The organism is Sulfurimonas sp. CVO (genome assembly GCF_009883775.1).
Classification (GTDB): Bacteria; Campylobacterota; Campylobacteria; order Campylobacterales; family Sulfurimonadaceae; genus Sulfurimonas; species Sulfurimonas xiamenensis.
In genome coordinates, this window is the sequence record NZ_CP033720.1 from 361,390 (window position 1) to 383,144 (window position 21,755).

Annotated in this window: 24 protein-coding genes; 10 read left to right on the forward strand and 14 right to left on the reverse strand. The window is 33.8% G+C overall.

All coding sequences use genetic code 11. From position 1 onward, the window contains the following. Position 1 precedes the first annotated feature (1 nt). A complete protein-coding gene (locus CVO_RS01860) occupies positions 2 to 913 on the reverse strand; it encodes a methylenetetrahydrofolate reductase (protein WP_159569679.1) in 912 nt (303 codons plus the stop codon). 53 nt (positions 914 to 966) lie between these two features. Here CVO_RS01860 and serB point away from each other — a divergent pair, with 53 nt between their 5' ends. Both serB and CVO_RS01870 read left to right on the forward strand, forming a co-directional pair. Continuing rightward, positions 967 to 1,590 carry a phosphoserine phosphatase SerB gene (serB, locus tag CVO_RS01865; protein ID WP_152299864.1) on the forward strand — a complete coding sequence of 208 codons (624 nt, stop codon included), beginning with the start codon at positions 967 to 969 and terminating at the stop codon, positions 1,588 to 1,590. After that, positions 1,590 to 1,904 (forward strand): hypothetical protein, encoded by a 315-nt coding sequence (locus tag CVO_RS01870; RefSeq protein WP_159569681.1) that lies wholly within the window; start codon positions 1,590 to 1,592, stop codon positions 1,902 to 1,904. The genes serB and CVO_RS01870 overlap by 1 nt, the downstream gene beginning before the upstream one ends. 85 nt (positions 1,905 to 1,989) lie before the next feature. Here the strand turns inward: CVO_RS01870 and rpsR are convergent, their stop codons facing one another. The 3 genes from rpsR to rpsF are packed head-to-tail and all read right to left on the reverse strand — an operon-like array spanning position 1,990 to position 3,240. Beyond that, the gene (gene rpsR / locus CVO_RS01875; RefSeq protein WP_159569683.1) at positions 1,990 to 2,253 is read right to left on the reverse strand and encodes a 30S ribosomal protein S18; all 264 of its coding nucleotides are present in this window, start codon (positions 2,251 to 2,253) and stop codon (positions 1,990 to 1,992) included. Between the two features lie 25 nt (positions 2,254 to 2,278). After that, a complete protein-coding gene (locus CVO_RS01880) occupies positions 2,279 to 2,788 on the reverse strand; it encodes a single-stranded DNA-binding protein (RefSeq protein WP_159569685.1) in 510 nt (169 codons plus the stop codon). A gap of 32 nt (positions 2,789 to 2,820) precedes the next feature. Beyond that, positions 2,821 to 3,240 carry a 30S ribosomal protein S6 gene (gene rpsF / locus CVO_RS01885; RefSeq protein ID WP_152299860.1) on the reverse strand — a complete coding sequence of 140 codons (420 nt, stop codon included), beginning with the start codon at positions 3,238 to 3,240 and terminating at the stop codon, positions 2,821 to 2,823. Between the two features lie 231 nt (positions 3,241 to 3,471). Here rpsF and CVO_RS01890 point away from each other — a divergent pair, with 231 nt between their 5' ends. Continuing rightward, positions 3,472 to 4,431, forward strand: a complete 960-nt coding sequence (locus tag CVO_RS01890) for a divergent polysaccharide deacetylase family protein (protein ID WP_159569687.1) — start codon at positions 3,472 to 3,474, stop codon at positions 4,429 to 4,431. 1 nt (position 4,432) lies between these two features. Continuing rightward, positions 4,433 to 5,209: a DNA-processing protein DprA gene (locus tag CVO_RS01895; protein ID WP_159569689.1), complete on the forward strand. Its 777-nt coding sequence runs from the start codon at positions 4,433 to 4,435 to the stop codon at positions 5,207 to 5,209. Here the strand turns inward: CVO_RS01895 and queA are convergent. From queA to hemW, 4 genes are read right to left on the reverse strand one after another with little or no spacing between them, the layout of a single operon-like run. After that, positions 5,204 to 6,229, reverse strand: coding sequence for a tRNA preQ1(34) S-adenosylmethionine ribosyltransferase-isomerase QueA (gene queA / locus CVO_RS01900; protein WP_159569691.1), 1,026 nt, complete (start codon positions 6,227 to 6,229; stop codon positions 5,204 to 5,206). The two genes, CVO_RS01895 and queA, sit on opposite strands and share 6 nt — an antisense overlap. After that, on the reverse strand, positions 6,222 to 7,034 hold the full coding sequence (tatC, locus tag CVO_RS01905) for a twin-arginine translocase subunit TatC (protein ID WP_159569693.1): 813 nt from the start codon (positions 7,032 to 7,034) through the stop codon (positions 6,222 to 6,224). The genes queA and tatC overlap by 8 nt, the downstream gene beginning before the upstream one ends. After that, positions 7,027 to 7,467, reverse strand: coding sequence for a Sec-independent protein translocase protein TatB (gene tatB, locus CVO_RS01910; RefSeq protein WP_152299855.1), 441 nt, complete (start codon positions 7,465 to 7,467; stop codon positions 7,027 to 7,029). The genes tatC and tatB overlap by 8 nt, the downstream gene beginning before the upstream one ends. A gap of 54 nt (positions 7,468 to 7,521) precedes the next feature. Continuing rightward, complete coding sequence (gene hemW / locus CVO_RS01915) at positions 7,522 to 8,574, reverse strand: radical SAM family heme chaperone HemW (protein WP_159569695.1); 1,053 nt, start codon at positions 8,572 to 8,574, stop codon at positions 7,522 to 7,524. A 181-nt stretch (positions 8,575 to 8,755) separates the two neighbouring features. On the opposite strand from hemW, the gene CVO_RS01920 reads away from it, so the two are divergent. From CVO_RS01920 to folP, 5 genes are all read left to right on the forward strand, one after another. Beyond that, on the forward strand, positions 8,756 to 9,226 hold the full coding sequence (locus CVO_RS01920) for an RNA pyrophosphohydrolase (protein ID WP_159569697.1): 471 nt from the start codon (positions 8,756 to 8,758) through the stop codon (positions 9,224 to 9,226). Next, positions 9,227 to 10,438 (forward strand): aspartate kinase, encoded by a 1,212-nt coding sequence (locus CVO_RS01925; RefSeq protein ID WP_152299852.1) that lies wholly within the window; start codon positions 9,227 to 9,229, stop codon positions 10,436 to 10,438. 79 nt (positions 10,439 to 10,517) lie between these two features. Continuing rightward, a complete protein-coding gene (locus tag CVO_RS01930; RefSeq protein WP_152299851.1) occupies positions 10,518 to 11,066 on the forward strand; it encodes a HobA family DNA replication regulator in 549 nt (182 codons plus the stop codon). Continuing rightward, a complete protein-coding gene (locus CVO_RS01935; RefSeq protein ID WP_152299850.1) occupies positions 11,053 to 11,679 on the forward strand; it encodes a DNA polymerase III subunit delta' in 627 nt (208 codons plus the stop codon). The genes CVO_RS01930 and CVO_RS01935 overlap by 14 nt, the downstream gene beginning before the upstream one ends. Beyond that, positions 11,669 to 12,811 carry a dihydropteroate synthase gene (gene folP / locus CVO_RS01940; protein WP_152299849.1) on the forward strand — a complete coding sequence of 381 codons (1,143 nt, stop codon included), beginning with the start codon at positions 11,669 to 11,671 and terminating at the stop codon, positions 12,809 to 12,811. The genes CVO_RS01935 and folP overlap by 11 nt, the downstream gene beginning before the upstream one ends. A 75-nt stretch (positions 12,812 to 12,886) precedes the next feature. Here folP and dnaK read toward each other — a convergent pair whose 3' ends face one another. Further along, on the reverse strand, positions 12,887 to 14,773 hold the full coding sequence (gene dnaK, locus CVO_RS01945; protein WP_152299848.1) for a molecular chaperone DnaK: 1,887 nt from the start codon (positions 14,771 to 14,773) through the stop codon (positions 12,887 to 12,889). 99 nt (positions 14,774 to 14,872) lie between these two features. After that, entirely contained in the window at positions 14,873 to 15,466 is a 594-nt protein-coding gene (gene grpE, locus CVO_RS01950; protein WP_152299847.1) for a nucleotide exchange factor GrpE, read from the reverse strand. A gap of 184 nt (positions 15,467 to 15,650) precedes the next feature. Here grpE and CVO_RS01955 point away from each other — a divergent pair, with 184 nt between their 5' ends. After that, positions 15,651 to 17,672: a hypothetical protein gene (locus tag CVO_RS01955; protein WP_152299846.1), complete on the forward strand. Its 2,022-nt coding sequence runs from the start codon at positions 15,651 to 15,653 to the stop codon at positions 17,670 to 17,672. A gap of 12 nt (positions 17,673 to 17,684) precedes the next feature. Here the strand turns inward: CVO_RS01955 and CVO_RS01960 are convergent, their stop codons facing one another. From CVO_RS01960 to CVO_RS01975, 4 genes are read right to left on the reverse strand one after another with little or no spacing between them, the layout of a single operon-like run. Continuing rightward, a complete protein-coding gene (locus CVO_RS01960) occupies positions 17,685 to 18,836 on the reverse strand; it encodes a sensor domain-containing diguanylate cyclase (protein ID WP_159569700.1) in 1,152 nt (383 codons plus the stop codon). Further along, on the reverse strand, positions 18,830 to 19,261 hold the full coding sequence (locus CVO_RS01965; RefSeq protein ID WP_152299844.1) for a hypothetical protein: 432 nt from the start codon (positions 19,259 to 19,261) through the stop codon (positions 18,830 to 18,832). Before CVO_RS01965 ends, CVO_RS01960 begins: the two co-directional genes overlap by 7 nt. Then, positions 19,262 to 21,121, reverse strand: coding sequence for a TonB-dependent receptor domain-containing protein (locus CVO_RS01970; protein ID WP_159569702.1), 1,860 nt, complete (start codon positions 21,119 to 21,121; stop codon positions 19,262 to 19,264). Between the two features lie 52 nt (positions 21,122 to 21,173). Next, positions 21,174 to 21,737 carry a ComF family protein gene (locus tag CVO_RS01975; protein WP_241690986.1) on the reverse strand — a complete coding sequence of 188 codons (564 nt, stop codon included), beginning with the start codon at positions 21,735 to 21,737 and terminating at the stop codon, positions 21,174 to 21,176. Positions 21,738 to 21,755 lie beyond the last annotated feature (18 nt).

Genomic DNA, 21,755 nt, shown 5'->3' on the forward strand with positions numbered 1-21,755 from the left:
TTTATAATAGTATATCTCTTGCTATTTGAAACTGATTTGCCGTCATAAGGTGAATCTTGGGATGAAATGCTTTTATCTCTAAAAAGAGATTTTTACTAAGTTCAAATCCAACTCTATACTCTTCTTCTGTTCCTTGCTCATTTGCAATTTTAAGAGCTTCTATCCACTCATCTGGTACATTTATTCCTGGAACATGGGCAGATAAAAATTGTGCTGTTCTAAGTTTTGTAATCGGAAAAATTCCTAAAATAAGCTCAGCATCTTTTCTCTCATTACAACACTCTTTATTTGCAGCCTCTTTAAGCTCAAGCAGAAGTTTTGCGTTTTGCAGGTCATAAACCGGCTGTGTAATGATTCCAAGCGCACCGTGTTTTATCTTTTTTTGCATCTTTTTTTGAAGTGTTTTAGGATTTTTTGCATAAGAGTTTACAACTGCAAAGGGGTAAATCTCTTTTGGTTTATGTGTTAGAGGTTTGCCTGCGTAATCAATGCCGCTGTTAAAACAAGAAACGATGTCAAGCAAAAGCGTACTGTCTGCTTCAAAAACAGCCTTAGTATGAGGCTGATCAGAGATAGATGCAGGATCTCCGGTAAGTGCTAAGATAGCTCTTATGTCAATTTCGTTTGCTCCCAGCAAGTCTGATTGAAGAGCAATTTTGTTTCTATCACGCATGCTCATTGTTGCAATTACTGGCTTATGAAATCTTTCTTGAAGCATTTTTGCAGCAAAGAGAGAGTTATATTTTAATTTAGCAAGAGGGTTGTCTGTTGTTGTAAAACCATCTACTAATTTATCAAGCCCTAATTCAGCTATCGTATCGATAATAGGAGAAAATACAGGAGAGTGCCCCGGCGTCGTCTCAAGAGTGATATATGTATCGTTTTTTAGTTTATTTATAAGTTCATTAAACAAAAAGCATCCTAAATGGTATAATTGCGTAATTATAACTAAAGAGAGAAAAATATATGCTAAAACTGGCTGTTTTTGATTTTGATTCTACGCTGATGGATGGCGAGACGATAGATTTTTTTGCTGAAGAGTTGGGACTTGGTGAAGAGGTTGGTAAAATAACAGAAGCTGCGATGAGCGGAGAGATTGACTTTTTTGAATCACTGCAACAAAGAGCGGGTTTGCTAAAAGGTTTAGATTATAGTGTGGTTGAAAAAATAAGTCAAAATTTGCCATATATGAATGGAGCTCGCGAGACAATAGCTGAGCTAAAGAGCAGAGGAATGAAAGTGGTCTGCTTTAGCGGCGGATTTAGAAATGCTACTGGATATGCAAAAAATATTTTAGGGTACGATGCAGATTTTTCAAATGTACTGCATCATAAAAATCAAAAACTTACAGGTCTTGTCGGCGGAGATATGATGTTTAACTACTCCAAAGGCGACATGTTAATACGCTTGCAGGGGCTTTTGGGAGTCACTGAGAAGGAAACATTGGTGTGCGGAGACGGAGCAAATGACCTCTCAATGTTTGCTCATGCAGGAACAAGAGTCGCTTTTTGTGCAAGAGAGATTTTACGCAAAGAAGCAAATATAGTAGTTGAGACTAAAGATTTAAGAAAAATATTGGAGAAATTATAATGTTAGAAAATAGTGTCTGGAGACAGTACAACAGTGAAAATAGTTTTAGAGAAATGCTTGTGAAATTTTGTAAATTAGATGCAATTAATATGATTGAAGATGATAAACTTTTATATGGAGTACTTAAGTCCAAGCTTACAAAAAAAGAGTTAAGACTTTTTGCTATGGATAGTGCTGATTTGGATAATAATGAGATTAAATCTCTATTTAACTATAATGATGAAGAACTTGAAAAAGCAAAATTCAAACTTTATAAAAAATTAAAACAAGACAAGGTTCGCTTAGGTTTTAAAGCAGCTTGTATAGAAGAGTAGAAGAGTTAAATAAGAATTTATTTTTATTGAAAATTGAGTTTAAAACCAAAATCCTGTTTTAGGATTTTGGTGCATGTTTTGAAAATTATTTTAAATTTTCAAACGGTGCAGTTACTACTGTTTTACGAGTTACAGTATATGGAACTAATGCCGCAGCACGAGCTCTTTTAATAACAGTTGCAATCATATCTTGGTGACGCTTGCAGTTACCTGTTAAACGGCGAGGCATGATTTTATATCTTTCTGAAAGAGAGAAGCGAAGCGCTCCTACATCTTTATAATCCATGAAGTCAACTTTTGCTTCACAGTACTTACAGTATCTTTTTTTATACTTTCTTCTTTCTGCCATGGTATTTCCTTTTATTATCTATTTTCTAAAATGGAATTTCATCTTCATCAATGTCTATTTCCGGAACAGAACTGCTCTCAGGTATAGCTCTGTTTTGTGAATAGGATTGCTGTTGCTGATTCGGCTGTTGATAACTTTGTGCTTGTTGTTGATAATTTTGTTGTCCTGCTTGATTTTGTTGAGCAGGATAATTACCACTGTTTTGGTTATCATTTTTCGAATCTAGCATCTGCATTGTTTCAACAACAACAGAGTGTTTAGAGCGTTTCTGTCCGTTTTGATCTACCCATTGATCAAAGTTAAGTCTACCTTCTACAAGGATTTTACTCCCCTTTTTAAGGTACTGGTTGGCAATCTCTGCACTTCTTGCAAAGAATGTAATATCTACAAAGCAAACTTCCTCTTTTTTTTCACCGTTAACAGTGAATTTGCGGCTTGTAGCAATAGCAGTGTTTGCTATTGCCATTCCGCCTTGAGAGTATCTAAGTTCTATATCTCTAGTTAAGTTTCCAACCAAAATAACTTTGTTATACATGAATCTTCCTTCTTTGTTTAGGCGTTAGCCAATTACTCTGCTGTCTCTTCAGCTACTTCTTGAACTTCTGTGCTTGCTTCAACTTCTTCTTTAGTTTCTTCAGCAGGTGATGAAGCTTTTTTGTTTGCTTTTTGAACTAGTTGGTTCCAAGCTGACACTTCACGATTTGTATCATATTTGATAGTTACAAAACGAAGAAGATCTTCATTAATACGGAAGCGTCTTTCAATTTCGCTGATTGCTGAAGGAGCAGCTGTATAATAGATAACATGGAAATAACCACGCTCATTTTTTCCAATAGAATATGCTAATTTTCTCATTCCCATTGCGTCTGTTGCAGCTATTTCGCCGCCGTTAGAAGTGATAACTTCTTCAATAGCATTAACGCTAGCTTGAATCTCTTCTGCTGTTAATGTCGGTTTTACGATTACTAGGTTTTCGTAATTTCTCATAGAGTATAATCTCCCTTTGGTATTTCGCCTATAAACAGGCTTTTGTTTCCCTTTCGGATGTATATATATATCGAAAAAATTCGATACAAAGAGAAAGGAACTCGAAATTATACAAAAAGAATGCTTAAGAAAAACAATGTTTTAAAGAGTATATTAATATGTCATTATGCAATAAATAATCTCTATTTTAATTTTTTAGGATATAGTTTTATTATAATTTATGGAGAATTTATGTCAAGAAAAAGAAAAACAAGTTTTAAGAAAAAACCAAAAAATTTAACTTTTATAACTTGGATTGTAACTTTTATAATTATCGCTTTTAGTTCCTTTGGTATAGGATATTATGTTGGATATGATGATGCAAAAAAAGATTTATTTAAAAAAGAGAGCAAAATCGCTAAAAAAAGCGTTAAGCAAATAAAAGAGAGTGAAACTATTGAAAAAAGCACTAAAGAAGCAAAAGAGAAGTATGAAGATGCTTCGCATGAGGTTGAGAGTTCTATAGAGCCAAAACCAATAGAGCGGGAGAAGACAGTAGAGACTTCTGCCAAAGCAAAGTTGGCAATTATTATAGATGATGTGAGTGTAAAGTCTCATATAAAAGCTATCAAGAGCCTTAATCTGCCTATAACAATGTCTTTTCTGCCGCCAAGTGAATTCAGACCAAATTCTCATAAATTGGCTGCAAAAGAGGAGTTTTATATGGTTCATTTGCCTATGGAAGCAAAAAATTTCACAAAGGAAGAACCTTATACACTAAAAGTGGATGATTCTCAAATAAAAATATTGCAAAGAGTTGCAGAAATAAAAAAGCTATTCCCAAAAGTCAAATATATCAATAACCATACAGGAAGTAAATTTACATCAGACGAAGCGGCAGTAAATAGACTTATTTATGCGCTGGAAAAAGAAAATATTAATTTTATAGACAGTCGGACAATTGGATCAACAAAAGTACCAAAGGTGATGAAAAGTTATGGAAAAAAATATATGTCAAGAGATATCTTTTTAGATCATGAACTTGATAAAGATTATGTAAAAGGACAAATAAAAAAAGCAATCAAAATAGCTAAAGTGCATGGAAGTGCAATAGCAATAGGTCATCCGCATGCAAATACTCTTTTGGCCATTAGTGAGTCAAAGCATCTTTTTTCTGAAGTTGAATTGGTTTTAATAGATAAGCTATATTGAAATGAAAATAGTTAAAAATAAAATACCTGAACTTTTTTCTATGAAAAGTTATCCGAAGCAGCTTTTTTATAACGGAAATCTTGAACTTTTACAGAGAGTAAAAGTTTCAATCGTAGGCAGTAGAAAACCGACAAAATATTCTCGCGAATATATCCAAAAAATTTCTTTAGCATTATCAAAAAATGGAATCTGTGTAGTAAGTGGCGGTGCAATGGGGATAGATGCTACAGCCCATTCAGGAGCGGGGAGCTTTAATACTATAGCTGTTTTGCCATGTGGTATAGATATGCGCTATCCGGCAGTAAATAAAAATTTGTTAAATAATATAGGAAATAACGGGCTCTTGCTTAGTCAGTTTGAGTTGGGATTTCGTGCAACTCCTTGGAGTTTTATTGTTAGGAATGAACTTGTAGTTGCTCTCGGGGATGTTTTAATAGTGGGTGAAGCTGATATAGATAGCGGAACAATGAGAAGCGTAGAATTTGCTTTAAAAATGGGAAAAGAAATTTTTGTACTTCCAAATCGCTTAGGTGAAAGTGAGGGTACAAATCAGCTTATTAAAGAGTCTAAAGCAGAGGCAATTTATGATATAGATGAGTTTGTATCAAAATTTTCCTCTTCGACAACCCTTGGAGTGTCAAATAAGGATGATTTTATAGAATTTTGTAGTGCAAATCCAACATATGATGAGGCTTTGGCAAAATATCCGCAAAGAATTTTTGAAGCTGAGTTAAGCGGCGAGATACAAATAGTAAACGGCAGAGTTTTAGTTCTATAGTATCAACATTGCATCGCCGTAAGAGTAGAATCTATACTCTTTTTCAATAGCAATCTTATAAAGCTCCTGTGTTTTTTCTAAGCCTACAAAAGAGGCTACCAACATAAGAAGCGTGGATTTTGGAAGATGAAAATTTGTAAGCAGATGATTTACTCTTAAGGGTCTGTTGTTTGGGTGTAAAAAGAGATTTGCCTCTCCGTTTACAATATCTTTGTTTCTTGCATAAAACTCTATTGTTCTAGTGGAGGTGGTACCAATGCTCAAAATTGCTCTACTGGAGTCTAAAAGTTTTTTTGCTTCATCTGAGATGGCATAATACTCTGAGTGCATAGGATGTTCAGTTATAGTATCACACTCTACCGGTTTAAATGTTCCGCTTCCGACATGGAGTGTTACAAATGCGTGAGCAAATGTTTCGCATACTCTTTTATGCTGCTCTTTTGTAAAGTGCAGAGATGCCGTTGGGGCCGCAACAGCGCCTTCTTCTTTGGCAAATACGCTCTGGTACTCCTCTTCATCTTTTTTATTGTCTTCTCTTTGAATATAAGGAGGAAGAGGAACATGTCCGATTTTTTCTATTATCGGAAGAAGCTCTTCAAAGCGCAAAATTTTATTGTTTATATAAAAATGAACGACTCTGCTTCCATCATCATAAAGCTCTTTAACTTCAGCAACAAGATTTTCATCAAAGAAGATTTTTGTGCCTGCTTTTACCTTTCCTCTGATATATACATTGATATCATAAGCATTCAAGGCTCTGTTTATAAGAAGCTCTATTTTTCCGCCACTCTCTTTCTTACCAAAGAGCCTTGCTTTTATAACCTTAGTATCGTTAAATATTAGCGCGCACTCTTTTGGGATAAATTTTTCCAAATCCCAAAATTTTACATGAGATATTTCATCCGTTTCTCTATTGTATACAAGAAGTTTTGCGCTGTCTCTGGGACTTGCAGGATGGGTTGCTATAAGCTCTTTTGGAAGAAAGAAGTCATAGCTTGAGGTTAAAAACTCTTTATTCACTGTCTTTATTTATCGCTTTTATCTCATCAAGAAGATTTATATCCTCATCTTCACTCTCTTCTTCAAGCGGAGGTGCAGGATTAACAACTCTTACTATCAAAATAGAGATTCCATAGAGCAGGACAAGTGGTCCTGCCATTAAAAGCTGTGTTAATACATCCGGCGGAGTAAGAAGTGCTGCTACTATAAAAATAATTATGACCGCATACTTAAAAAACTCTCTCATTTGTCTATCATCTACCATGCCAAGAAGTGCTAGAAAATATGCAAAAACGGGGAGTTCAAAAGCTATACCAAAGCCAAACATGATTTTTGTAAAGAAGCCTACATAATCCTCTATGTTGATAAGCGGAGTAAACTTAAAGCTACCAAAAGTAATCAAAAAATCAAAACCAAAAGGAGTAACTATGTAGTAAGCAAATATAACTCCTATTGCAAACATTATGGTTCCACCGAGAATAAACGGGATAATCATCTTTTTTTCATTAGCATACAAAGCAGGTGCTATAAAAGCCCATATTTGACTTAAAATAATAGGAAGAGCTCCTAAAATGGCTGCAAAAAATGAGACTTTAAGAGCAACAAAAAATGCTCCGCCTACTTGATTTGTTGTTACCATTCCATCGGCAGCGTGAAGAGATTTTCTGCCAACTTCTAAAAGAGCGACATTTAAGGGTTCTACTATCCACTCTAAAATTGCTTCATGAAAGTAAAACATTACAAAAAACATTACAATAAGGCTGGCGACAGAGATACCAAGTCTTTTTCTTAGTTCAACTAAATGCGGTTTTATTTCATCAAACATCTTTGCTATCTTCTTCTATTTTATTTGGATTCTTTTTTTTCTTTGCAAGAGTTACTTCATCACTTTTATTTGGCGTTTTTTCACTTTTGTTATCTGATTGATTACTCTGTTTTGACTCTTTGAAGAGATCGTCATCTTCAAATGTACCATCTTCAAGCGTTGTTAATTTTGCTGCCATCTTTTTTATGTCAGTTGCGCTTTTTACTTGATTTGAGGCATTAAGCAACTCTTTTTTGTATGCCAATGCTTCATCTTTCATGCTTTTAACATTCATCTCTTCTTCTAGAGACTCTTTCATAGTGCCAATAGTATTCTTCGCATTTCTGAAAAATTTAGCTATCTCTACCATTGCATCTGGAAGTTTATCCGGACCAAGGAACAAAATGGCAATAACAGCGATAATAAGTATCTCAGTAAAACCCATACCAAACATAAAAAATCCTCAAAATTATTATAAAAACAAGATTCTATCTAAAGAATAATTAAACTAGGATATAAAGAGTGTAATCTCATCTGCTAAAAGATAGTCGATGTTATAAAAAGTATCATTCTTAAAGAGCAGTTTTTTTTCATTAACAAGAAGTTCTGCTTTTTTTAACTCTTCTTTATTTAAAAGATCTTTATGAACTCCTACACACGAACGCAATCCTAAAAAAATCTGTTCAATTTTTTTATCTTCGAGTGTTAATAATTCGCTTCTAATATCGAGCGGATTTTTTATATAATCTTCAATGCATGTGGTTGGATAGTATCTTTTTAAGCCAAGTTTGCCAACAGCTCCGCTTCCGAGTCCTATATAATCTTTATACTCCCAGTATCCAAGATTATGAGTGCTTTGGTAAGAGCCGAAGTTACTGATTTCGTATTGATTAAAGCCAAAATCAGTTATTTTTTTTAAAAACCAGGATGTCAGTTCCAGCTTCTCATTTGACATATAAGGTTTTGATTCAAATAAAGTACCCTCTTCAATCGTTAAAGCGTAAGCACTTAAATGGTTTATCGGCAGAGAAAAAGCGGTACTCAAATCATTTTCTAAAAGCTTTTTTGTGTCATTGAGTGTAGCATAAATAAGATCAATTGAGATATTTTTAAAACCAATCTTTTTGGCATTTAAAACAGCTTCTACTGCCTGCACAGCGCCATGTGAACGATTTAGAAGTTTGAGTTTATCTTTATCAAAACTTTGTACCCCAAAACTTATACGATTAACCCCAAGTTTAAACATCCCCTCAAGCCACTCTGCAGTTGCACTGTTTGGATTGGCTTCGCTTGTTATCTCAATATTATCTTTTAAGTAGGGTTTTAGAGCGTCAAATATTTTTTTGTACAGTGCCGGTGCAACCGTAGAGGGTGTTCCGCCGCCGATAAAAATTGATTCTATCTCTTTGGATGTGATGTTAAATCTTTTTAATTCAAATTGAAGCTGGGTACAAAGAGCTTCCATGTAGTGCTCTTTTAGATGAAACTTGTCTAGATAGGAGTTAAAAGCGCAATAGTAACATTTAGAATCACAAAATGGAATATGTATATAAAGTAGCACAAACCCCTCCTTAGTTAAGTTGAGAATTATAGCTTTATTTGATTTTTTTTAATAGTTGGATTTTTATTATTTTGAGTAAGTAGAAGCGCATTATAAAATAGTAAAAATTAGGTTACTTTAATTGCTAGTCTTGTATAATTTTATAATTCAAATCTCTCAAAATCTATATTTAAGTGAAGCTATGAGTAAAAAAAATTTATATCGACCTAATGTCGCAATGATTATTGTGTCCGACACTTATCCGCAAAAAAAAGAGATATTTTTGGCGCAGAGAAATGATTTAAGGGGTGTGTGGCAATTTCCTCAAGGCGGAATAGATGAAGGAGAAGAGGTCATAGAAGCTCTTTTTCGTGAACTAGAAGAAGAGATAGGTACAAATAGAGTTGAGGTGATTGCTGAATATCCTGAGTGGGTATCTTATGATTTTCCTTTAAAAATAGCACAAAATATGAAACCTTTTATAGGGCAGAAACAAAGGTATTTTTTAGTAAAACTCCACAAAAACGCTAAAATCAATATTGATACAAAAGAGCCTGAGTTTTCTGATTATAAATTTGTAACGGCTGATGAGGCTCTAACTTTAAGTGCAAGTTTTAAAAAAGATGTATATGAGAGTGTGATAAATTATTTCAAAGATGAAGGATTATTGTAGATGTTGATAGTTCAAAAATTTGGCGGAACAAGCGTTGGTGATTTGGATCGTATTCAAAATGTGGCAAATCGTGTAAGCGCTACCAAAAAAGCCGGTCATGACATAGTCGTAGTGGTTTCGGCTATGAGTGGGGAGACCAATAAACTTATAGGATATGCGGAGCATTTTTCAAAAAATCCTGCAAGAGTAGAGATGGATATGCTGCTAAGTTCAGGTGAGAGAGTAACTGCTGCTCTTTTAGCAATTGCGCTAAGCGAGATGGGATTCCCTGCAATATCAATGACAGGCAGAAAAGCTGGAATTGTTACGGATAATATTCATACAAAAGCGCGTATTGAAGAGATTAACCCAGTTGTTATGCATAATGCTATAAAAGAGGGAAAAATTGTAGTAGTAGCAGGTTTTCAGGGTATATCGCAAGATGGAAATGTAACAACGCTCGGACGCGGAGGAAGTGACCTCTCCGCTGTTGCAATCGCGGGAGCGCTCAAAGCAGATTTGTGTGAGATTTACACAGATGTCAGCGGAATTTTCACGACTGACCCTCGTATTGAGCCAAAAGCGAAAAAACTTGAAAAAATTTCATATGATGAGATGCTTGAGCTTGCCTCTTTGGGTGCAAAAGTACTTCAAAACCGCTCAGTGGAGCTGGCAAAAAAATTAAATGTCAATTTAGTAACAAGAACAAGCTTTTCAGATGAAGAGGGAACATTAATTACGAAGGAAGAAAATATTATGGAAAAACCGTTAGTAAGCGGAATTGCACTGGATAAAAACCAAGCGCGTGTATCGTTAATAGGCGTAAAAGACAGACCGGGAATTGCTTCGGATATCTTTACAAAACTTTCAAACAATAGTGTAAATATTGATATGATAGTTCAAAATGTGGGTCATGACGGCAGAGCAAATATAGATTTTACAGTACCTGTAGGTGATTTAAATGATGCTAAAGTTGTTGTTGATACATTTGTCAAAGATGCAGAGGTTGATGAGGTCTCTTATGATGAAAACATTTGCAAAGTTTCAATAGTAGGCGTAGGTATGAAATCTCACACCGGTGTTGCAGCAAAAGCGTTCTCGACAATGGCAAAAGAGAATATCAATATCGGTATGATCTCTACATCAGAAATAAAAATTTCAATGGTAATAGATGAAAAATATGCAGAGCTTGCAGTTAGAGCTCTTCATAATGCTTATGAGTTAGATAAATAATGAAAATTGATACTTCTTTATATTTTGCAACTTTAATAAATAAATACTTTTTTAATATTATAGAAGAGAAATAAAAGATATGCAGGATTTTGCGCAGTGGAGTTTGGATGCAATCAGAGAAGAGGGTGGCTGTTTTAGTTGGCTAGAAGAGCAGAGATTTGACTGGACCACTACAACTTCACAGGCGCTTGAGCAGATATTAAGCGGTAAAACAATTATTCTTATTACGGATGAAAAAAGAAAATGGCTTGAGACATATATTCTTGATTTTTTAAACTCTTCACAGCTAGACCGCCCACTGCTTCCTATTATCAGCATAGATAGTTTATATAAGCATTATAACAGTGTAAACGGTGGAGAGATGCTTGATGTAGTTGAAGATATGATATCTTTGGCGCATAAAGAGGACTATTTCTTTTGGTATATAGGCAAGGGAGAGGATAAAAGAGCAGACCTTGCAAAGAGAAAAGATACAAGTTATTTTTGGATTTTTGATGAGGAGTATCTCAACGCATTTCATCTTAAATCTTATGACAAGCTATTAGATATAAAACTTCTTCAGCTTTATCGTCTTTTTAATGCTTCTCTTAATGCAGCGATGTTCGGGGAAGTTGATGTCAGTTCATAAATCTCAAAAGGGCTATATACTTATCTCCACTAACATAGAAAAAGAGTTTGAAAGACTTAAGGAGGAGTTAAAACCTAATAGAGTTGCAGGTTTTATAGAGGATGAATTTAAAATTGAACATGCAAAAGCGGTAATAGCAGAATCTTATATCAGCGAATCTCAAACAAAATATATTATTTTAGGTGCAAATAACTTTAATAAAGTATCTCAAAACTCACTTTTAAAAGTTTTAGAAGAGCCTCCTAAAAATATAAAATTTATAATTATTTCTCCCACAAAATCAAATTTGCTTCCTACAGTCCGCTCAAGAATGCCTATAGTAAAAGGTGAAAAAACGCATATGATTCAAGAGATTAATCTTAATCTCTCCAGAATAGATTATGCAGAAGTTTTTGAATTTTTAAAAGCAAATGCAAGAGTGAAAAAAAATGAAGCAAAAAGTCTTGTTGAAGCAATCTACTACAAAGCAACTGTTGTGGAAAAACTTATTTTAAGCGCTTCGGCTCTTCAAAATTTTGATAAAGCTTATAGACTTTTAGAGTTAAACGCAAGACCGCAAAGTGTGTTGGCGATGATTCTTATGAGTTTTACAGGAGAAAAAAATGCAAGTTGAACTTTTATCAAATAGTATAAATATAAAAAAATATCTAAAAGAGTTGGGAGTTGACAGCGGCGGGATTAAAATACTTGCATCAAAAGCGGCGCTTCATATTGTCTATATAAGAGAGTTACATGTAGGCGGAGCAAATATTCTAAAACAGGATGCTCTTAGCATAGGAGCTGATTTAGCGGTGCCTCGCGGAACTGTTGTGGCAAAAATTTCGCATGTTGATTGTATGTTGATTGCAACAACAAAACAGTTGCAGCTGCTTAGTAAAAAAGAGCTGGCTCAACCATTTGGTTTAAAAGAGCTGGCTAAGAAACTTCAAGATATTTTAAAAGTTAAAAAAACTTCACGCGTAGAAGTTATGGGTATTCTTAATGCAAACGATGACAGCTTTTTTTCAGACTCAAGAATTAAAGAAAGAGATGCGATAAAAGCGATAGAGAAAATGGCAGAAGAGGGCGCTGATATTATTGATATTGGTGGAGTTTCTTCTGCTCCTAACACCATATATGTCGGTGCCAAAGAGGAGCTAAGAAGAGTAAAACCGATATTTGATATGATAAAAAAAGAGAAGTTATATGAAAAGGTAAAATTTAGTATCGACAGCTACGAGCCTTCAGTTGTCTCTTACGCTCTTGAGAGCGGGTTTAAAATAGTAAATGATATTACGGGATTGGCAAATGATGAAGTTTGTAAACTTTGCAGCGCATATAATGCAACTGCCCTAATTATGCATATGCAAAAAGATCCGTTTACAATGCAGCAAAGTCCTGAATATAAAAATGTTTTAGGCGATATATACTCTTTTTTTGAACAAAGAGTCGCTAAAGCTGAATCATTCGGTGTTAAAGATATGGTTTTGGATGTTGGAATTGGATTTGGAAAAACGCTAGAACATAATCTAATGCTGATAAAACATCAAGAGCATTTTTTAACTCTAAAAAAACCGCTTCTTGTTGGTGCTTCAAGAAAATCTATGATAGATAAAATATCCCCATCTCTACCAAAAGAGAGATTATCAGGAACTTTAGTTTTACATTTAGAAGCGGCTAAAAACGGAGCTTCTATTATTCGTGTGCATGATGTAAAAGAACATGTGCAAGCATTAAGAGTCCAAAAAGCTTTAGAAGATATTTGATAAGGATTTTTATAGTTTATGCAGTGTAGAATCAGTCAGAGCTCAATGCTCTGACTGGTATTTTAGAAATAGTTTTTACTCTATTTCAGCGTCGATAACATCTTCGTCATCTTTTTTCTTTTTAGTATCAGCAGCTTCCGCTTCACCGCCTTGCTCTTTTTTGTACATCTGCTCAGCCATTTTATGACTTGCTTCAGTTAGAGTTTTTACTTTTGCTTCGATTTGCTCTTTTGTAGCACTCTCATCTTTTAGAGTCTCTTTAAGCTCAGCTATAGCGCTCTCTATTTTTGCTTTCTCCTCAGCTTCGATCTTATCTCCCATCTCGCCAAGAGATTTCTCAGTTTGAGCAATAAGCGCATCCGCTTGGTTTTTAAGCTCAACCAGCTCTTTTCTTTTTGTATCTTCAGCTTTATGAGCTTCTGCATCTTGAACCATTTTGTTGATCTCTTCTTCGCTTAGTCCTGAGCTTCCGCTGATAGTGATTGATTGAGATTTACCTGTACCTTTGTCTGTTGAGCTAACAGTTAAAATACCGTTTGCATCAATGTCAAAAGTAACTTCGATCTGAGGTACGCCTCTTGGAGCTGCAGGAATATCTCCGAGTTCAAAAAGACCTAAAGATTTGTTGTCTTTTGCAAACTCTCTCTCACCTTGAACAACTGAGATACTAACAGCAGGCTGGTTATCTTCTGCAGTTGAGAAGATCTGAGATTTTTTAACAGGTATTGTAGTACCTTTTTCAATAATCTTAGTTGCAACACCGCCTAGAGTCTCTATTCCAAGAGACAGTGGAGTAACATCTAGAAGAAGTACATCTTTAACATCTCCTCTTAAAACACCGCCTTGGATAGCTGCACCTGCTGCAACCACTTCATCAGGGTTTACACCTTTGTTCAGTTTTTTGCCGCCGAAGAAATCAGATACCATTTTTTGAGCCAATGGAACACGCGTTGAACCACCAACCATTATAATCTCTTTAATGTCACTGTTGTTTAGGTCAGCATCTTTCATAGCAGTTTTAATATGGCTGATAGTCTCTTCAACAAGCTTCTCGATCATACTCTCGAATTTTGCACGAGTAAGTTTTGTTACAAGGTGTTGAGGTCCCGCTTCTGTCATAGTGATAAATGGCAGATTGATCTCTGTTTCAGTTGAGCTTGAGAGCTCCTTTTTAGCATTTTCAGCTGCATCTTTTAGACGCTGTAGCGCCATTTTGTCATTTTTGAGATCAATGCCGTGTGTATTTTTGAATTCGCTGTTTAGGTAGTCAACAATTTTGTTGTCAAAGTCGTCTCCTCCTAAAAATGCGTTACCATCAGTTGATAGAACCTCAAAAGTACCATCACTGATCTCTAGAACAGTAACATCAAATGTTCCGCCCCCAAGGTCGTAAACAAGTACATTTTCATCGCTTTTGCTCTCAAGTCCGTATGCAAGCGCAGAAGCTGTTGGCTCATTTATGATACGAAGTACATTAAGTCCTGCGATAGTTCCTGCATCTTTTGTTGCTTTTCTCTGCGCATCGTTAAAGTAAGCAGGAACCGTGATAACTGCGTCTGTTACAGTTGAGCCTAAGTAAGCCTCTGCATCCTCTTTTAATTTGCTAAGAATTTTTGCAGAGATCTCTTGAGGAGTGTAGATCTTTCCTGCAACATCAACTGCCGCCATACCGTCTTTGTCTACAATATTGTAAGTTACTTTGTCGTGAGCCGCTTTAGCATTCTCTTCACTCATCATAAGACCCATGATTCTCTTAATAGAAGAGATAGTTTTGTTTGGATTTGTAATCGCCTGTCTTTTTGCAGGATCTCCTACTAAAACCTCACCTTTGTCTGTAAATGCAACAACTGAAGGAGTTGTGTTTTTTCCCTCTTTGTTCGGGATGATCTTCGCCTCACCGCCCTCATAAACTGCTACACATGAATTTGTTGTTCCTAAATCTATACCTATAACTTTTGACATAATTTTGTTTCCTTTGTTTGTTTAATTTGTAAAAATTTGTTTTATCAGGCGAAATTATATCGCCATACTCTTTTTTCGTTTGCTACTTAAGTAGCACTATTAGTTGGCGACTACCACCATCGCTTCCCTTAATGGTCTATCTTTATATCTATAACCGGTTTGAAATGTCTGAACGATTTGACCGCTCTCTACCGTGTCGCTATCTACGCTTTGAATGGCGTTGTGAATATTTGGATCAAACGGCTCATCATGTGAAACCATTGTTACACCATGTTTTTGCAAAGAGGTTGTAAATTGTTTGAGTGTAAGTTCAATGCCCTCTTTTAATTTTTCTAAATGCTCTGTCGGATCAGTTACATTTTCCGTAGAGGAGAGTGCCATTTGAAGTGCGTCCATAACTGGAATCATGTCTTTGGCAAATTTTTCGTTTGAATATTCTACCGCTGTATATTTCTCTCTCTCTAATCTTTTTTTGATATTATCAAAATCAGCATGTACACGAGCATATTTATCTTTTAGAGAAGCTATCTCCTCTTGTAAAAGATTAATTTCATTTTCAACAGATTTTTCATCTGCTTCAGCTTTTGCTTCCGCTTCAGCCTTCTCTTCTGCCTCTTTTTCAAGAGTTGTTTTATCTAGCTCGATATTTTCAAGAGATTCATTTTCAATCTCTTCATTATTTTCTTTTGGCATAGTTGTTAAATTGCTCCTTTTCTAAAAAGATGACATCATTATACATATTGAGTGTAATAATGTCAAGTAAAAGTTGATTTTTTTTACTTAATAAAGTTTAGTCTATTGCTATCAACTATTTTATTTGCTAAAAAAATAGTTTCTATTGTATCATTATATATTATATATATGAATTGGAGATGTTATGAAATATTTAGTTTGGTTTGGCGGAATTTTGGCAACGCTGGTTTTGGCTATTTTTATAGTTCTTTTTACATCATTAGGCAATGGTGTGTTAAAGCCCATTTTAGAGCAAAAGATAAAAGAACAAACAAAACTAGAGAGCAGACTTTCTGAATTTTCATTAAGTATAAGTGATTTTTCTGTAATTTTAGAATTAAATAAAGGCAATATTATTAAGGCAGAGGGAGAATACTCTCTCTTCTCTCAGGCTTTTACTGTTTTTTACAATGTGGATTTTAAAAATTTAGAGACACTAAAACCATTAGCAGGAACTGAGCTTAGAGGCAATTTTAGTACAAACGGCAGTGCAAAAGGTGATATTGCTTTTATGCAGATTGATGGTAAGAGCAGTGTGGGCGAGAGTGACACATCTTATCATATAGAGTTAACTGATTTTAATCCTACATCTATTATTGCAAATATAAAAGATGCCAAATTAGCATCTCTGCTTTATATGGCTGCTCAAAATCCTTATGCAAGTGCAGATATAGATATGGATATAAATTTTAGAGATATAAGATTGCATAAGATGGATGGGGATGTTGTACTAAAAACAAAAAACGGCAAAATTGACCCAAAATATATGTTAAGTGATTTTAATGTAACGATTCCTCAAACCTCATTCTCTATGAATCTTGATGCAAAACTAAAAGGTGATGATGTTGATTATAGATATGAACTGCTCTCAAACCTTTTTAAAATCAACTCATCAGGACTAATTGTTCCAGAACCTCTAAAAGCTGATTTGAAATACTCGCTCAATATTGAGGATTTAGAGGTTTTAAAGCCTTTAACAAAGGCAGATGTCAGAGGTGCTTTTAAGCTCAAGGGGAGTGTAAAAGGGACAAAAGAGAAGATGATTGTGGAGGGAGTGAGCGATTTGGCTTCATCAGATACGGTATTTGAAGCTGTTTTAAAAGAGTTTAACCCCGCCTCACTAAGAGCAAAAGTAGTAAATCTTGATATTGCAAAACTTCTTTACATGGTAAAACAGCCCCACTACAGTGATGGTCTCTTCTCTATGGATGTTGATATTAGCGATGCAAAAGCGCAGAGTTTAAATGGAAAAGTGATCACAACAATTAAAAAGGGTTTATTAGATTCAAAGTATCTCACAAAAACATATGCCTTTACATCTCCTATGCCAAAAACTCTCTATGATGTAGTGACAACTACTCATTTAAGCGGTAATATTGCAGATACAAAAGTTGATTTTAATTCAAATATAGCAAATCTTGATGTAAAGAGTGCAAAATTTAACATCAAAGATGCTTCATTGAAGAGTGATTACAAGATTGCTATACCAAATTTAGACTCTCTCTTCTTTTTGACAAATCAGCATATGAGAGGTGAAATTGTAGCAAACGGCACTATTTCAAAAACAGAAGATTTGGATTTTACAATCTACTCAAATATTGCAGATGGAAATATGGAAGCAAAACTGCATAATGATGATTTTCACGCAGACTTAAACTCTGTAAAAACAATCAAACTGCTTCATATGCTCTTTTATCCGGAGATTGCAGATGCTTCGTTAAATGCTAAAATAGATTATAATTTAGCACAAAGCAAAGGAGTAATGAACGCTCAGGTTGCAAATGCAATATTTGTAAAAAATCAAACATTTGATCTTATAAAACAGTATACGAAATTTGATATGTACAGAGAGCACTTTAACGGTGATGTAAAAGCAAAAATAGAAAAGGAGAATATTTTAGCTTCAATGGACCTTCGCTCAAAAGAGGCCTCCATCAAAACTCAAGAGACAAAATTCAACACAAAAACGAAACAGATAGATACTGATGTAACATTTCAGGCTAAGAAAAATGTAATAAGCGGAGATATAAAAGGGGATTTAAACTCTCCAAAAGTAACAATAGACCTTGAAAAACTTATGAAATCCGAAGCCGGAAAAGTTATTGAAGAGAAGGTTAACAAAGCTATAGAGAAAGAAGTTGATAAACTATTTAAAAAATTATTTTAAGAATTTTTATTTTTACTTAAAATTTAGTTTTTCATTATAAACTTCTATGCGATTTCGCCCGTTTTGCTTTGCAAGATAGAGCATATTATCTGCTTTTTTAATAACTTCATGCAGATTTTTCTCTAAAGCCGGGTGATTGTGCAAACCAATAGAAACACTAAGATTAATCGTATGGTTGTTATAAAAATATTTTTTTGAATTTATATTCTCTTTGATTCTCTCACAAATATGTAAAGCTGATCCGCTTCTAGTATGAATAAAGAGTAAAAACTCTTCCCCTCCGTATCTAATAAGTATATCACTCGCGCGAATGGATGTTTTAAATATTTCACTTGCTTGAACAAGAACATAGTCTCCGGCATCGTGCCCATAAGTGTCATTGATGACTTTGAATTTATCAAGATCAATCATAGCGACGCTGTAGTTATTTAGATTGATAACATTTGGCAGCTCTTGAAGATAATTTCTATTAAATGTATTTGTGAGCGGATCGGTAAAAACTCTTTTTTTGGTAGCAAAGTAGTAAAAAAGCTGCATTAGAGTTATAAATATAAAGAGTAGAATCAGCCAAATTAAAACAATAAAAAAATTCTCCAGAGGCTCAATGGATTCTAATAGATATTTTTGAAGATCTGTTGATATATCAACACTAAACAGAGCTATGACTTCGTTATTTATAACTATTGGAAGCAGATAGGTAATATAAAGATTTTCCATATTTTTCTGTTTTATGATTTGAGGCTTTTTTGTTTTATATGCGTCAATATACTCCTGCTTTTCAACATCAAATTTTTGATAAAAATTTGCTTTATCAGTTTTTGAAGCATCTAAAATAAATCTAAATCTGTCTATCTCGTCTTTATATAAAACATAGGTATATTTAATATTTGACGATATTGTCATGGAGAGCATATTTTCATATTTTGCTCTGTTATTTTCATTTTTAAAAGCCAAAAGCATATCTTTTGAATTTTGTATATTTAAAGATTTTAAAAAATCATGCTCTATATTTTTAAGGATAGAAGAGATATGCTCAATATCATGTTTTTGTATATTTTCAAAAATACTTGTACTTGTTTTTTTTGTATAGTTGTAAACATACAGCAGTGCTATACTTAAAATAAAAAGCAGAAAAAATATAAATATCTCTTTCTTCTTTACCATATCTTCTCTTCTATATATTTGTCTAGTTTGTTTGAAACTTTAATGGATTGTTCTTTTATTCTTGGTTTAAGGATAACGATATTTGGTCTGCCTTTTTTCCAAAACATTGCGCCAAAACTGCGTGGAATCTCTTTTAGCAGTGAATAATCAAGTACAAAAATAGTTTTTTTGTAGCAACTCTTTTTTAGGTTTTGTTTTTTATCTAAAATTATTAAAGAGGAGTCTTCGCAAGTTGAAGAGGTTTTTAGGCTTGTGCTTTCTTTAAATTCAAAAAGCAGATTTTTATTGTCTGACCAGATAATTAACTCATCTTGTATAGAAATATTTGTAAAAATTTTTTCTAATATTTGCGTTTTTATAATATGTTTGTTTTCTGAAGCAAAAACAGTAATAATTAAAAAAAGTATACTTACAACTGTTTTCATTTAAAAAATATACTCCATTGTGAAGATGGCTCTCTTCTCAAGAGCAGGCACTTTTATACCTGATATGCTGTTTTGAATTGCTTTGTCAAATATATTCTCGCCTTTTATTTTCAAATCAAGTTTTTTGCTGTAATGATAGATTATACCCGCGGTATAGTCATAGCCTGCATCGATATGTACGCCGTCGACACCGATGTAAGAGGATCGATATACGAGTTCATTATAGATGTCAAACTTATTAACTCTATTATAAATTTGAAGAAGTACTCCTTCGTCTGAGCTAAAATAAAAATTATCTTTATATGCCTTAAAATACTCAAAAATTATTTTGTTATCTGCGTTAAATTTATAGCTGCTGTTGATAAAAAAATGTTTATAATCAGAATTTTTATCATTATTTATATATATTTTTTCTGAAGCATCATATATGATTCCATTTTTAGATTTAGAACCTCCCGCTCCTGCGGTTATAGTTACACTCTCTTTTTTATACTCAAGTTCAACTTTGGCAATAGCTGTTTTTGAACTTTTTAAATATGGATTTGGATTGTAGATTGGGGAGAATGTTGTTTGCGCAAAAATCGGGTAGATATAACCTTTTTGAACAAATGACTTAAGCGAAAAATTTTCACTTAATCTCCCTATATAACCCAAGCGAAATGTCTCCTGTGTTGAAGAAGTGCCAAAATGGCTGTCGTAATGATCAAATTTAAGACCCAGTGTTATTTTATGATTTTTGTTTATACTGTAAATATCTTCAAAATATGCCATGTAGATATCAAGCTTTTTTGGACCGAGAATTATCGGTTTTTCTGTGCTATTGCTTTTTAACTCATCAAGAAAAAATCTTTTAAATTTTACTTGTGCGCCAAATAAAAGATTATTGTTTTTGTATTTGTGTCTCTTCTCTAAGATTGCACTGTTGGTATACGAACCTGCTCTCATAATAAAATCATTTGCTATTGTTTCATCAAAAAGTGATATACCGGTTGTATCCGAATTTTCTATTTCCAGAGTTTCGTAAGTACTTGAAAAAATAAATTTTAAAGAGGTATCAAGATATTTTGTAAATTGAATGTAGTGATATTTTACATCAACTTCTCCATCTTCTATGGAAGAGCCTATACCGCTAAAGAGATCATACTTTTCTGAAGAGCTTCCTGCTTCGAGCATAAAGTCCTCTTTTTTTGAGAGGTTAAAGTAAAATTGTCCTCTATATCCATCTCTTGACAATGTACTTTGGTTGTTTTTGTATTTTTTATACTCATTTTTACCGATATCAATATTTGCTAAACAGGAGTAGCCGTTAAATGTATCAGCTTCTATTATTTGAGCTCTAGAGCCTCCCTCAGAGTCAAGCGAGAGTTGTGATACAAATGCCCTCTCTCTTGATGAATCTTTAGTGTAGAGTTTAATAATCATATTCCCAGGTTCACCGCTAAAAGTGATAGAGTTTGAAGCTTGGTAAACTTCTATATGATCTATATGATTGAGTCCCATTTTTCCAAACTGGGCCATGCTTGTACCAGAAGTAACAGATGTTAATTCATAAGAATTTATAAATATTTTAACAGATGACATACTCTGTTCTGAGTAGGGAGTTTTTACAAGTGAGCTCATTCCAAAGTTTGTAGTTTTTAGTGTAAACATTCTTAATGTTTTTAAAACATCATTTAGTGTATAAGCCTGCATTTTGTCTAAGTCTGCGCGAGAAAATACTATAATATGTCCCGCTTCTTCATTTTTTGTTTCAAAATAAAGTTCACTTGCCGCTCTATACTGAGAAAGCAATTCATCGATATCTGCTTCTTTACTAAACAACAGAGTTGTTAAAAATATTAAAAAAAGATATATTTTCACATTTAACCCCTATTATTTAGAAAATACGGCTGCAATTATACATAGCTGCCGCTTATTTTGTACTTGCATCTGCTAAAGCGAGACAAAACAGGACTTTTTTTTGATTTTTTTGCATAATCTGGACGGCCTGTGTAAAAGTAGAACCTGTTGTGACTATATCATCTACTAAAATCAACTCTTTTTCTTTAAATTTTTTTAGTTCAAAATCTCTTGAATTTAAAATTCTAAATTCTCTGCTTTTTCCGGAATAGGAGATTTTGTTTTTTGCTCTTAGTTTATTAAAAAACGGCTTTATGCTTTTGCTTTTTAATGATTTATTTAATATTGCTGTATGAGAGTAACCGTTTTGCACATAATCATCAATGGCTATTGAAGTTACTATACCGGGATAGTCAAATGCAGCAGCAAATTTTTTTAGAGAATTTTTTGCAAGTATGGAGTAAACATAATAGCCTAAATCGGTATGTTTTGTATGAAGCAAATCTTTTATATCGCTGTATTTGTAAAAAGAGATAACTTCTATATTGTTAAGAATTTTTCTTTTGTAGATAGAAGGAGATAAAAATTTGTTTTGGCAATTATTGCAGATATGCGAGAGTGATAAGTTCTCGCACATTAGACATCTCATTTATAC